4 protein-coding genes are annotated in these 14,221 nt (G+C 59.6%); all 4 read left to right on the forward strand.

The genetic code is table 11. The features are described from left to right. Positions 1 to 33: 33 nt before the first annotated feature. The 4 genes from PREDE_RS07315 to PREDE_RS07330 all read left to right on the forward strand — a co-directional run bounded on the left by PREDE_RS07315 (position 34) and on the right by PREDE_RS07330 (position 14,207). Positions 34 to 3,585, forward strand: coding sequence for a hypothetical protein (locus tag PREDE_RS07315; protein WP_005845518.1), 3,552 nt, complete (start codon positions 34 to 36; stop codon positions 3,583 to 3,585). Between the two features lie 96 nt (positions 3,586 to 3,681). Further along, entirely contained in the window at positions 3,682 to 7,959 is a 4,278-nt protein-coding gene (locus tag PREDE_RS07320) for an alpha-L-arabinofuranosidase C-terminal domain-containing protein (protein WP_005845519.1), read from the forward strand. 140 nt (positions 7,960 to 8,099) lie between these two features. Next, positions 8,100 to 10,814, forward strand: coding sequence for a fasciclin domain-containing protein (locus tag PREDE_RS07325; RefSeq protein WP_015298613.1), 2,715 nt, complete (start codon positions 8,100 to 8,102; stop codon positions 10,812 to 10,814). A gap of 33 nt (positions 10,815 to 10,847) precedes the next feature. Beyond that, positions 10,848 to 14,207, forward strand: coding sequence for a SusC/RagA family TonB-linked outer membrane protein (locus PREDE_RS07330; RefSeq protein WP_005845521.1), 3,360 nt, complete (start codon positions 10,848 to 10,850; stop codon positions 14,205 to 14,207). Positions 14,208 to 14,221 lie beyond the last annotated feature (14 nt).

The raw sequence follows: 14,221 nt of genomic DNA on the forward strand, positions 1-14,221 counted from the left end.
ATCATACTTTTTATTAACTTTTAATTCCGTTTTATGAAGTTTACACAACTACTTTTCGTGGGTACCGTGTTTGCTGCAAGCACTGGTGCAACTGCCATGGTGGTCGATGGTGTACGACAGAAGCCGGTTCCGCAGAAATCTGCCCTGCAGTTCGGGAAGCCGATGTACCTGTACAACATTGGCACAAAGCAGTTCTTCAAGGGAGCCAATGACTACGACACCCGCGGCAGTGTGGGTGAAATTGGCTACAAGGTATGGGTCACCCAGCATCTCGACGAGGGTGGCGCATGGGACAATCAGTCGGTTATCATCAAGGATTCTGTGGAGAACCAGAAGGCCATCAAGATGACCTGGGCTGCCGCCAACGGTGACTTGTGGGTGGACTGGAAAGACCAGGCCGACACGTTGTGGGCCGTACAGGCACAGGCCGACGACATCTATCGTCTCACGGTAGGTGCCGGCAATGTCAACTTCAGTGCCGAGAAGTTCCCCGATGTCTACCTCGGCATCAAGGGCGCAGAGGCTGCCAGCAACACCCGCCTGTACTGGAATCTGGAGGCTGCCGACAACTTTGTGGACTGGTATTTCGTGAGCGAGGCCGACGGTGCGGCCTACAATGCGGCCTATGAGTTGTACGCAACGGCCCAAATACTGAAGTCTGCCATCGACGAGGCCAAGGCCAAGGGTGTGGACGTGGCTGCCCAGGAGGCGGTTTATCTGAACGAAGCCGCTGCCAAGGACGAGCTTGAGGCTGCCACGAGAGTCGTCAAGGAAGCCATGGCCAAGGCTGACGAGCAGACTGCATCGGCTGCAAATCCGATGGACAAGACCTCGCTGATTGTCAATCCCAGCTACGAAGCCAACAAGAACGACGGCTGGAAGGGCGACGCTCCTAAATTCCAGAGCTACACAAATGCCGAGTTCTACGACATGAACTATAACTATTACCAGGACATCAATGATGCTCCCAAGGGTGTGTATGCCGTGAGCCTGAGCGCGTTCTACCGTGCCGGCAATTCCAGTGCTTCGTTTACCAATTTCAAGAACCAGACCAATCAGAATGCCAAGCTCTATGCCAAGGTAGGCGAGGACAGCCTGAACGTGAGCATTCTGAACCCGTTCGCCGAGGCCCTGACCTCGCCCAAGGGCATGGGCGAAAGCAGTGCGACCGAAGATGGTATTACCTATTATATACCGAACAACATGGAGACGGCCGCAGCTTATTGCAACGACGGCCTCTATGCCGGCAACAAACTGTTCTTCTCGACCGAGGACGGCGCCATGCGCATCGGCCTCAAGAAGAGCACCAAAGTGGGAGCTGACTGGACGCTCTTCGACGATTGGAAGCTCACCTACTATGGCAACGGCACCGATGCCTACACCATGTGGCTCAACGAGGCCAAGAAGTCGGCCAAGGATTATTCCTCGCTTTCTGCCGACAAGCTGGTGACCCAAGGCATGATCGACGCCTACAACGCCAAGATAGCTGCCCTGAATTCTGCTTCAAACAAGCAGGATGTGCTCGACGCCATCAAGCTCATCGAGACCGAAAGCCTGGCCATCGACTCCAACATGATTGCCTGGACGGCCTATCAGGAGGCTGTCGATAGAGGTAAGGTCATCGCTGCAGATGAAAATATCACAGGCAGCGACAAGGACGATCTGGGCGACTACTGCGACCTGACGGCCGGTGAAATCCTGGGCGAAGCCACGCTGACGACCGAGGAAGTACGCGCCGAGACGCAGAAAGTGCTCACTATGATCGACAATGCCATCAAGAACGGAATCAAGGAAGGAACGGACGTAAGCGACAAGTATCTCGTGAATGCCAACTTCGAGAAGACCAATGGTTGGATCGTGAAGAAAGCCAGCGATGGCAACGTGGCCTATGGCGGCAACTCCGACAACCACTGCTTCGAGGCCTGGAACAACAAAGACTTCGACATCTATCAGGAGGTGAAAGGTGCCCCTGTGGGCGTGTACGAGCTCTCGTTGCAGGGCTTCTACCGCTATGGCCGCGGCGACAACGCCTACAAGGCCTATACGGAAGGCACGGCCAACAACGACGTGGTCGACATCTATGTGAACAACAACGCCACCCACTTCAAGAGCGTATTCGACGAGCATGTGCCCTACTCCGGCAACAAGACCGGCGAGCTCTACAAGTACGAGGGCGGCAATCCTCCCTACATCAACCCGGACAGCACCTACTGGTATCCCAACGACATGGCCGTTGCCGCCACTGCTTTCCGCAATGGTCTCTACAAGGTATCTTCGTTCGGCGTGGTTGCCAAGGCCGGTGACGTGCTCCGCGTGGGCGTGAAGGGCAGCACCGACCAGTTGAAAGACAGCTGGGCTATCTGGGATAACTTCCAGATGGTGTTCCAGGGCACCAAGGCCGAGGTGGTGAAACCGCTGCTCGAGCAGCAGATTGCAGTCACGAAAGCTGAGGCCGAGACCACTGACCCGATGGGCAAGAGCGTGCTCGAGAATGCCAATGCAGCCATAGCCGATGCCAACACGAAGCTGGCCGGCGGCGACGGCAAGACCATGTTCGCCGCACTGACCAGCCTGCTTGAGAACAGCGATTCCATCGCTGCTTCCGTGGCTCTCTTCAAGCAACTGCAGGCCAAGAAGGAGGAACTCAACGCTGCCTACGTTTCTTCGACGGCCGTCCAGGCCACCAAGGACGAGGCTGCCAGGCTGCTCGAGGCCATCGAGAACGGCCTCGACTCCAGGACAATGGAGAATGCCCAGGCCTCTGACTATATTAATAAGGTGGGCGTCATGGTGAGCAAGCTGGCCATTCCGGCCGAAGCTGCTTCTGCGTCGGACGACAACCCCGTCGACCTGACCATGGCCATCAAGACCCCGGGCTTCGAGAAAGACGGTGCCAACTCCGTGGAGGGCTGGAACGCCGACGGCTACAGCTTCGGCAACAGCGACGCCCAGAAGAGCGCCCTGCTGCTGGAATTCTTCCACACGAAGTTCGACCTGAACCAGACCATCGAGGGACTTCCCAACGGTACCTACACGGTGACGGTGGACGCTTTCTACCGCTTCGGCTCGACAGCTGAAGACTACAAGAAGTACACGGCCGACAACAACACCGAGGGCAACGCCTATCTCTATGCCGTTGTAGGCGATACCGTTCGCACGGCAGTGAGGCTGCTGGCTTCCGGCGCTTCCGAGGACAAGGGCTATACAGGCTCTACCAAGATTGCCGATACCGAGCTCTTCGTGCCCAACGACATGATTTCGGCTAAGTCTTACTTCGGTGATGGCGTTTACAAGAACAGCATCACGGTGAAGGTGACCGACGGCAAACTCACCATCGGTATCAAGCAGGACAAGAACGTTGACAACGACTGGGTGATTCTGGACAACTGGAAACTCACCTACTTCGGCCCCAACAGCACCAAGCCCACGACCAGCATCGACGAGGCTCAGGTGAGCGAAGTGGCCAAGACCGAGGTGTTCAGCATCAACGGCGTGAAGAAGAACGCCCTCACCAGAGGCATCAACATCGTGAAGACCACGATGGCCGACGGCACTGTGAAAGTAACCAAGGTGGTGGTTAAGTAACCCCAAACCCTCTTCTATAGGAGACCGGAGGCGGGCCCGACCCGCCTCCGGATTCCCTTTCTTTCAGCAATTGATCAAATCATACTATACTTCTGTATGTTACAGCGCAGCATCATCTGGACTGCCCTTCTCGGCGCAGCCACACTCTCCACGTCTGCACAGACCGTGATGAACCTTGACGCCACGCAGCGGGGCCCCGTCATCAGCAACTATCAGTACGGGCTTTTCTTCGAGGAAATCAACCACGCGGGCGAGGGCGGGCTCTATGCCGAGCTGGTGAAGAACCGATCGTTCGAGCAGGGCATGGACGGCTGGGCGGCTTTCGGAGGCGCCACCGTCGAGCTCCAGACCGACGATTTGATGAACGACATCCAGAAGCAGGCGCTGGCCGTCAACACTGCCGGTGCTTCGTCCACGCAGCCCAAGGGCGTCTGCAATGCAGGTTTTTGGGGCATGGGCATCACCAAGGACTCCACCTATACCCTCAGTTTGTGGGTCAAGGCACCGTCCATTTTCAACCAACATCTGAAAGCCCAGCTCCGTTCCGAAGACGGAACGGTGGTTCTTGGCGAGGCCACGCTCGAAGGAACCGTCGGCAACGGGGGCTGGAACAAGCTCTCGGCCACCATCGTGGCCACCGCCACCGACAAGCGCGGACAGCTCGTGCTGCTGGCCGACGTGGGCGGACAGCTGAGCGTCGACATGGTGTCGATGTTCCCCTATACGTGGAAAAACAGAAAAAACGGTCTGCGCCCCGACCTGGCGCAGCTGCTGGCCGACACCCGTCCCAGCTTTCTCCGCTTCCCCGGCGGATGCTATGTGGAGGGCGAGGGCAGCTACGACAACGCCTTTCAATGGAAGAAAACCATCGGGCCCATCGAGCGGCGGCCCGGCCACTACAACCGTAACTGGCGCTATTTCTCCAGCGACGGACTCGGTTTCGACGAATATCTGCAGCTCTGCGAAGACCTCGGGGCTGCCCCATTGTTCGTGGTCAACGTGGGCTTGGGCCACGGATACACCCTCACGCTGGACGAAACCCAGACCCTGGTGCAGGACGCCCTCGACGCCATTGAGTATGCCAACGGCGACGCCACGACCGAGTGGGGCGCCAGACGCGTGGCCAACGGGCACCCCGAACCCTACCACTTGAAGTTCGTCGAGATAGGCAACGAGAACTATCAGGCCGCCAGCGACCAGCAGAGCGACCAGTATGCCGAACGCTACAACATGTTCTACACGGCCATCAAAGCCAAATATCCCGACATCACGACCATCGGCAACGTTGAGGCCTGGGGCACGGACAACCCCTCGTGGCGCAACGATTATCCCGTGGAACTGGTGGACGAGCACTACTATCGCAGCCACGAATGGATGCGGGCCAACTATAACAAATACGACAACTACCCGCGCTCTATCGGTGTCTACAACGGCGAGTATGCCGCCAACGGCGGCAGCTACGGCCGCTACGGCAACATGAACAGCGCACTGGGCGAGGCCATCTATATGCTGGGCATGGAGCGCAACAGCGACGTGTGCCGCATGGCCTCCTTTGCGCCCATCTTTACCCATGAGTCCGATCCCCTCTGGGCCTACGACATGATCCACTTCAACGCCTCCGACCACTTCGTCACTCCCTCCTACCATGTGCAGCGGATGCTGGGCAACGGGCTGGGCAAGCAGAACCTGAAGTGGACCGAGAGCGGCAACGCCACCCAGACCGACCCCGCCTCGCAGCTGGTGGGCGTGGGCGCGTGGAACACGCAAGTGGCCTACGACGACGTGCAGCTCACCGCCGCCGACGGCCGCACGCTGGCCACCGACGACTTTTCTGCCGGTGCCACCGACTGGACATTCAACAGAGGCTCGTGGACGGCCGCCGGCGGAGAGCTGGCCCAGGGCGCCGTGGCCCAGAACTGCACGGCCCTGTTGCAGGTGCCCGTCGGGGGAGACAGCTATATATATAAGGTACGCGCGAGGAAGACAGGAGGCAACGAGGGCTTCCTCATCATCTTCAATTATCAGGATGCCGACAACTACACGTGGTGGAACTTGGGCGGCTGGAGCAATACCAAGCATGGCGTGGAACACTGCGTGGGCGGCTCGAAGACCACGCTGGCCTCGGCCTCCGGCAGCATCGAGAACGACCGTTGGTACGACATCGAGGTCGATGTGCAGGGCTCCAGCGTCAGCTGCAAGCTCGACGGCGAGACGGTGAGCCGCTTCACGCTTCCCGCGACGGCGGCCAAGGCGCTCTACCAGAGCGTGCAGATCGACGAAGAACGGGGCGAGTTGCTGCTCAAGGTGGTCAATCCCAACGCCACGTCCCAGCAGTTGCAGCTGAACGTGAAGAACATGACCATGGCCAATGGCCGCGTGGTGCGCCTGGCGGCCGCCCACGGCAGTGCCGAGAACACCATGGACGAGCCCCGCAACGTGGAGCCCGCCGAGGAGGCGGCCACCGTGACCGACGGCACGCATGCCCGCTTCGACGTGCCGGCCTATTCGCTCAGCGTCTACCGTCTGCCCGTGTCGCAGATTGGCGCCGAGGTGCCCGAGGCCTACCCAGCCTACGAGCAGGAGGACGCCGGCAAGTCGGCATACCTCTTCGCCCACATGCACCAGAGCCAGGAACACACCTGCTATGCCCTGAGCCGCACCGGCCAGACCTGGGACGACCTGCTGGGTGGCGGCGAGGTGTTCGATACCAAGGCCGCCACCGTGACCGGCGGCATGCGCGACGCCTACGTGTGCCGCACGCAGGACGGACGCTTCATGTTGGCCGGCACCGACATGACTTCGCGGCTCGGCTGGACGAGCAACCACATCATGGAGCTGATGCTTTCGCCCGACCTGGTGCACTGGACCAAGAACGTAAAGATAGATCTCGAGACCCCGGAAAACCTTGAAGCCCTCGGCGGCATCACGGCCGACGACATGAAGGCCGCGTGGGCCCCGCAGATTATCTACGACCGCGAGACCGACAGCTACGTGGTGTACTACAGCGTGGGCTTCCCCGACCGCCACCGCATCTACTACCAACAGGTGGACAGCGAGCTGAACATCCTCACCCGCCCCGCGCTCTACTTCGATCCGGGCTACGACATTATCGACGCCGACATCGTGTGGAACGACGTGGACCGCCAGTACGTCATGCTCTACAAGAGCGAGCAAGGCTCCGGCTTCTACCGTGCCACGGCCACCCATCTGGTGCCCCGCTCCGGCGAGACCACCGGCACCTGCCAGTGGACGCAGACCGCCGGCTTCCACGTGAACGAGAACAACCAGGCCATTGAGGCCCCCACCCAGTGGCGGCCCATCGGCAGCACCCGCTGGAAACTGGCCTACATCAACTACGGCGGGGGCTACGGCTACAAGATGCGCGACATGGACGAGCACGGTCTCAACGTGGGTTCCCCCACCCGCATCAGCGGCAACGTGGCCGCACAGCACGGCAGCATCCTCAAGATCACGGCCGAGGAATACGATTATCTCAAGACCTGGGAGCAGGTGAAGACCCTGCTGCCTGCCGTCGAGGGCTATTACCGGGCCTCGCAGGAGGCCGCCCTGGGCGACATTGTGGAGCAGGCCACGGCCACCCTCGACGCCTCGGCCGGCACGCTGGCCCAGAACATCGAGGCCATGAATGCCGCCCTCACCGCCCTGCAGGGCGCCAAGTCCTTGTACGAGGCCTACCTGCAGCGGCTGGCCGAGGAGGGTAAGGCCGCCGACCTGACCCCCTTGGTGCAGAACGCCGACTTCAGCGCCGGCCGCACGGGCTGGGCCACATGGCCCTCGTTCACCCAGGCCAACGGCCAGGTGGCCGAGTTCTGGAACACGCCGTTCATCATGAGCCAGACGCTCGACAACATGCCCAAGGGCGACTATGAGGTCACCGTGCAGGCCTTCTACCGCCAGGGCGACATCGCGCCGGCCGTCACGGCCCACGACGATGGCAGCGAGCAGCTCCTCGCCGTGCTCTTTGCCAACGACGCGGAGACCCCGGTGATGAGCCTCTACGACGATGCCATCACGCAGTATGGCATCAGTCCCTACACCTTTCCCGACAACGTTTCGCAGGCCAACCAGGCCTTCAACGGCTTCGGGCTCTACCGCAACACGCTGCGGCTGACGCTGCCCGAGGCCGGCAGCATCACCCTGGGGCTGCGCAAGACGCAGGAGTACGTGCGCGACTGGTGCTGCTTCGACAACTTCACGCTCAGGTATCTCGGCCAGTCCACGGGTGTCTCCGTGCTGCCCGCAGCCCGCACAGACAGCTCCACCGCCGTCTACAACCTGAGCGGCCAGCGCATGGCCGCCGGTCGGCTGCCCCACGGCGTGTACATACAGAACGGCCGCAAGACCGTGCGATAAACGTGCAGACGCATCGCGACGACGGCGTAAACGCAGCGCGAAAACGCCGTAATCGCCCCGCGATGGCGGCGCAATCGCAACGCGAAGAAACCGCCGCCGCAAACCTATGACAAGGAATATTTAAACACAACAACCTATATATGAATTGCAGACAAATGAAACGTGGTGTCGTCAGACCCGTATTTGCTGTAGGCTTGATGCTGGGATGCGTCGGCGCCTTGCAGTCGTGCTCGGACGATACCCTGACGGGACAGCCGTCGTGGTTGGGTAATTCAATCTACGAGGAGTTGCAGAAAGACGGGAAGTACACCGTCACGCTGAAGCTCATCGACGATTTGGGCTATCACGACCAGATGAGCAAGACAGGCTCTCTGACCATCTTCGTGGCCAACGATGACACGTATGGAGAGTGGTTCAAAACCAACAAGTGGGGCGTGAGAAGCTACGAGGGCCTGTCCACGGCCCAGAAGAAAATGCTGCTCAACAATGCCATAGTGAACAACGCCTACCTCATCGAGCTGCTCACCAACGTGAGCGGCGACCCACCCGAGCGCGGACTGGCCATGCGCCGCACCACGGCCGCCAGCGTGTTCGACTCGGTGTACGTGATGAAGGCCGCCGATATGAATGGCAACCTGCCGGCCTGGAAGTGGTACAAGCAGAACAACAAGGACATCGTGCTCTTCAGGGACGGCTGGGGGATGTACGGCGGCACCACGTCCAATCTCTCGGCCCCGATGATTCATTTCCTCCCTGCTTTCATGCAGAAGACCAAGTTCACCGACCAGGACATCACCATGCTCACCAACGGTGGAGCCACTTCTGTGAACGATGCCTGGGTGAGCGGAGCCAAGGTGACCGACCGCGACATCACTTGTAAGAACGGCTACATCCAGAAAGTGGACAAGGTATTGGAGCCCGCTCCCAACATGGCCGAGATACTGAGGGAGCATCCCGACATGTCGATATGGTCGAGACTCATCGACCGTTTCTGCGCCCCCTACTACGATTACAACAAAACCCGGGAGTACAACCGCCTGTACAACCAGAGCGTGGACTCGGTGTTCACCCTGCGTTACTTCTCAGACACGCGCCGCGACGGGTCGAGCGCCCAGTACTATCCCATGACGGCCGGCAACCCCGTGCCCCAGAAAGTGGCTGCCACGCTGGCCTTCGACCCGGGATGGAACCAGTACATGTACGAGAATACCAGCGGCTACGACCTGCACTACGACGCTGGGGCCATGCTCGTGCCCACCAATGCGGCCTTGCAGGCTTGGTGGAATGCCGACGGCAAGGTGCTGCAGGACAAGTACCAGACGTGGGACAACGTGCCCGACCTGGTGCTTTCCAAGCTGCTCAACGTGAACATGATTGGCACGTTTACCGACGCCATCCCCTCGAAGTTTGGCAACATCATCAACGACAGCAAGGTGTCGATGGGCGTCAAGACGACCGACGTGGACAGCTGCTTCGTGGGCTGCAACGGCGTGGTCTACATGACCAACCGCGTGTTCAGCCCCATGGCCTACTCCAGTGTGTCGTTCCCCGCCCTGATCCATCAGGACGTGATGAGCGTCATCTACTGGGCCATCGACGAGCTGGAGTTCTCTCCCTATCTGAACTCCATGGACTCCTACTACAGCCTGCTGCTGCCCACCAACACCTCCATGCTCACCTATGTGGACCCCTGCAACTACGGCGACACGCAGGAGAGCCTGCTCGAGTTCTACTATGACGAGCAGGAGAAGACGGTGAAAGCCCGCCGCTACGCCTGCACCATCGAGTCCGACGGCCGCGTCACCAAGGGTATCAGGCTACAGGAGAACGTGTCCTCGACCTATGTGCGCAACCGCTTGAAGGACCTCGTGAACCAGCTCATCATCGTGGGAAGCGTGGAAGACGGCTACACCTACTACAAATCGAAGAACGGCACCATGGTCAGGGTGGCCAATGCCGGCCAGAGCAACCGCATGACCGTGATGGGCGGCTGGCAGCTGGAACACAACACGGCAGCACGCGTGGACTCCATCTACGACATGTCGGCCACGGGCAACGGCAAGTCCTACCGGCTCAACGAGCAGGTGCCCATGTCTTCCGGCCGCTCGGTCTACCAGACACTCAGAGACCACGACGAGTATGCCGAGTTCCTCAAGCTGCTCAGCGGCTCGGAGAATGTGGACGCCAAGGAGCAGCTCCTCGTGAGCTCCATGACGCTCAACGGCAACAGATACAACTGCCTCAACTCGTCGGCCAACAGCAATATCCGCCTCTTCGGCGCCTACAACTACACGGTCTACGTGCCGTCGAACGCCGCCATCAGGAAGCTCACGGCCGACGGCATCCTGCCCACCTGGGACGACTACGACGAGCAGTTCAGGCTCTCGGAGAGCACTTCGGCCTCGGAGGCCGAGAAAAAAGCAGCCCTGAAGGCCTGCGAGTTCATCAAGAACCGCATCTTCGATTTCGTGCGCTACCACATCCAGGACAACTCCGTGGCCGTGGGTGGAGCCCCTGAAAAAGACGCCGACGGCAGTCTGTTGCTGAAGAACAACTACGAGTCGATGATGCTCAATGCTGAGACCAACCGCTACTATCCGCTGGAGGTGGACATCCAGGGCAAGGACCTCGTGGTGAAAGACCTCACCGGCGACACGCGTCGGGTGGACAAGACCAGCGGCCTGTACAACAACATCTGCCGCGAATACTGGATTTCGGGCAGCGGTTTCAACAAGTTGCTGTACACGTCGGCCGACGCCGTGGTGCATCTTATCGACGGTGCCCTGTTCTACAGCGCCAGCCAGAAGACTCCGTGGAGACAACAGCTCGGCAATGCAAAAAGATGGAGGAAGTAACTTATGGAATCACGACATAACACCAAAATACATATGAAGGCTATATTCCACACGGAAGCCGCCCGCCGTTTCGGCATGTTGCTGGCGTTTGTGCTCTTGTGCGGCCAGCTCGCCTTGGCGCAGATTACGCAGGTGCACGGCACGGTCTCCGACGACATGGGACCGCTGATGGGCGCCACGGTCTGCGAGATCGACGCCACCGGCCGTATCATCAACTCGGCCGTGACCGACCTGAACGGTAACTTCTCAATGGCCGTGCGCGACGAGAAAAACAAGATTCGCTTCAGCTATGTGGGCTCCAAAACCCGCACCATGCCCATCAACCAGACCACCTACGACGTGACGCTGAAGTCGGACACCAACCTCGACGAGGTGACCGTAGTGGCCAAGAAGCGCCGCAACGGCAACAACCTGGCCATCCCCGACCGCGAAATCTCCTATGCTTCGCAGTCACTCGACATGAAAGATCTGGAGGGACTGGGCATCACCACACTCGACGAGGCCCTGCAGGGACGCATCGCTGGTCTGGACATCATCTCCAATTCCGGCGACCTGGGCTCGGGCTCCACCATGCGCCTGCGTGGCGCCTCCTCGCTCTCGACGCTCACCAACGGCAACCCGCTCATCGTGGTCGACGGCAATGTACGCAACGTGGACCTGACCACTTTCGACCTGGCCTCAGCCAACAACGAGCAGTTTGCCGACCTGCTGAACATCAATCCCGAGGACATCGCCAGCGTCAACGTGCTCAAGGACGCGGCCGCCACGGCCGTGTATGGCAGCCAAGGCGGCAACGGCGTCATCGAGCTCACCACCAAGCGCGGCTCGCGCGGCGCACCCCGGGTGTCGTATTCGCTCAAGCTCACCGGCACACACCAGCCCAAGGGCTACGCCCTGCTGAGCGGAGACGACTATACGATGATGCTCAAGGAGAGCTACTTCAACCCCACGCAGAACGACACACAGAGCCAGAACATCCGTGAAATCAACTATGACCCCACGTTCTCGGAGTACGAACAGTACAACAACAACACCGACTGGCGCGACGCCGTGACCCAGTGGGGACTGCGACAGAACCACTATGTGTCGGTGGCGGGCGGCGGTGAGAAAGCCTCGTTCCGCATCGGCGGCGGTTTCGACCACGAGACGGGTACCATGATTCAGCAGAAGCTCAACCGCTTCTCCACCCGCGTGGCCCTCGACTACTTTGTGAGCGAGCGCATCCGTGTGTCGACCAACTTCTCGCTGACCTACACCAAGAACCACATGAACAGCGACGACCTGCTGGCCATTGCCATGAAGAAGATGCCCAACATGAGCATCTACGAGCAGGATCCCGTGACCGGTGAGAACACCAGCCGCTACTACCAGATGCTGCAAAACGCCTCCAGCGTGTTCAATCCCACATCTGGTAAAGTGGACAATCAGAAGGCCTACGTGAACCCCGTGGCCAGCGCCAACCTGGCCAAGAAGACGCGCCGCACCTACGACCTCGTGCCCGAGCTCGTCATCAACTACCATCTGCTGGGCCTCGACGAGGAGCATACACAGCTCAACTGGCAGGGCAGCGTGCTGATGAGCGTATTCAATCAGTACGACGACTCGTTCTATCCTGCCGAGCTGAAGACCGTGAGCTGGGCCGACGGCGTGAACACTGCCTCGTCGGCCAGCTCCAAAAGCATGAACTTCAACACCAAGCAGACGTTGACTTTCATCCCCCACTTCGCCGACAAGGACCACTCGTTCATGATGATGGGCCGCTTCGAACTCAACTCGGGCTCGTCCAGCGGCCAGTCCAACGGTGCTAAAGGCCTCACCGGCGACGGTGTGGTGAGCCCTGATGCCGGCGGCGTGAACACGGGCTTGGAGTCCACCTACTCGGAGTGGCGCTCCATGTACTACACCCTCTCGGCCCACTATGCCTACAAGGGTCGCTACGTGGCCGACGTCTCGGTTCGTGCCGACGGCACCACCAAGTTCGGTCCCGGACACCGTTGGGGCTACTTCCCCTCCGTGTCACTGCGCTGGAACGTGGTGGACGAGCCCTGGATGAAATCCACCCACAGCTGGCTCTCCATGCTGTCCATCCGTCCCAGCTGGGGCCGTGTGGGCAGACAGCCCAACCAGGATTACCTCTATACCAGTAAGTATGGCTCGGGCCCGCAATACCTCGGACTGGCCACGATGTACCCGAAGAACATCCGCCTCACCAACCTGAAGTGGGAGTTGGTATCGAGCTACAACCTTGGCATGGACCTGGGATTCTGGAACGACAGGCTCACAACGACGCTGGAGTTCTACCGCTCCACCACCTCGGACATGCTGCTCAAGGACTACCGCATCCCCTCCAACTCAGGATATATGACCGTGCCCTACCGCAACAGCGGCAAGATGCGCAACACGGGTTGGGAGTTCCACATCAACACCAACAAACTGGTGAGGGCGGGCAAGTTCGTGTTCGACATGAACGCCAACTTCGGCAACAACCGCAACGAGATACTGGAGATGGACGGGTATGTGCTTACTTCGCTCAACTCGACCTTTGGCTACGGCAATGGCGAGTTCCTGCGCCGCGTGCAGCTGCACAATCCTTTCGGAGCCATCTATGGCTTCCGCTACAAGGGTGTATACCAGTACAACTACGACACTTTCAAGGACATGAGCGCCGAGGATCGGGCCGCATTCATCTCGTCGGGCAAGACTGCTCCCGTGGCCTTCAACGCCCAGGGCCAGCAGATCCTCGACTCCGAGGGCAATCCGCTCCGCATGCGTTACAACTACACCAACGACGGAACGGGCAAGAACTATGCTTTCTCGGGCGGCGATGCCATGTATGAGGACGTGAACCATGACGGTCAGATCAACGCCCTCGACATTGTCTACCTGGGCAGTTCACTCCCCAAACTGACGGGTGGCTTCGGCTTTACGTTCTCTTACAAGGACTGGCGTCTCAACACGCAGTTCACTTATCGCGTGGGCAACAAGATTCTGAACATGGCCCGTCTCAACGCCGAGGCCATGACCGGAAACGACAATATGAGCCAGGCCGTGAACTACCGCTGGCGCAAGGAGGGCGACGTGACCACCATTCCACGCGCCATGTACGGCAACCAGTCCAACTATAACACGCTCGTGAGCGACCGTTTTGTCGAGGATGGCTCCTACCTGCGCATGAGCTACGCCCAGTTGTCGTATGCCATCACCAAGAAACACCTCAAGTGGATTGGCCTGAACCGCATCAATTTGTACCTGAGCGCCAACAACCCGTTCGTGCTGACCAAGTACAGTGGCGTGGATCCTGACATCAGCAACTCGGGCTACGACCCGGCCATTGACCGGTCGCAGACACCGCGCTCGAGGTCTTATACGCTCGGTATCACCGTAGACTTCTAAATCATTATAGAGAC

Origin of the sequence: Prevotella dentalis DSM 3688 (genome assembly GCF_000242335.1) — a bacterium.
Classification (GTDB): Bacteria; Bacteroidota; Bacteroidia; order Bacteroidales; family Bacteroidaceae; genus Prevotella; species Prevotella seregens.